General features: G+C 59.7%; 1 protein-coding gene. It reads right to left on the bottom strand.

Annotated elements, in window-relative coordinates; translation table 11 throughout:
* On the bottom strand, nt 1-231 hold a 231-nt coding region (locus ACFZPT_RS27170), incomplete at both ends, for a cell envelope integrity protein TolA (RefSeq protein WP_379559197.1).

Genomic DNA, 231 nt, shown 5'->3' with positions numbered 1-231 from the left:
TGAACGATAGGGAGCGAAGTCGCTTGGTTTCATTCCCTGCATCACGGTCAACCCGCCAATGTTCTTGACCGCGGCAACCGCCGAACAGTCGAACGAACCGTCACCACTGGACATGGCTACGCTGACCGAAGTCACCGTACCGTCCGGCAACATGCCGATCTGCAGAACTACTGTCATGCCTTTGCGTGCCGAAGGTGGACGTCTCCAGCCTTCCGCCGCCCGCGCCCGAAT

The organism is Pseudomonas sp. MD330_10 (assembly GCF_042610415.1).
GTDB lineage: Bacteria > Pseudomonadota > Gammaproteobacteria > Pseudomonadales > Pseudomonadaceae > Aquipseudomonas > Aquipseudomonas rhodesiae.
The sequence above is the reverse complement of the archived record's forward strand: the minus strand, read 5'-3'. Positions and strand labels throughout refer to the sequence as shown.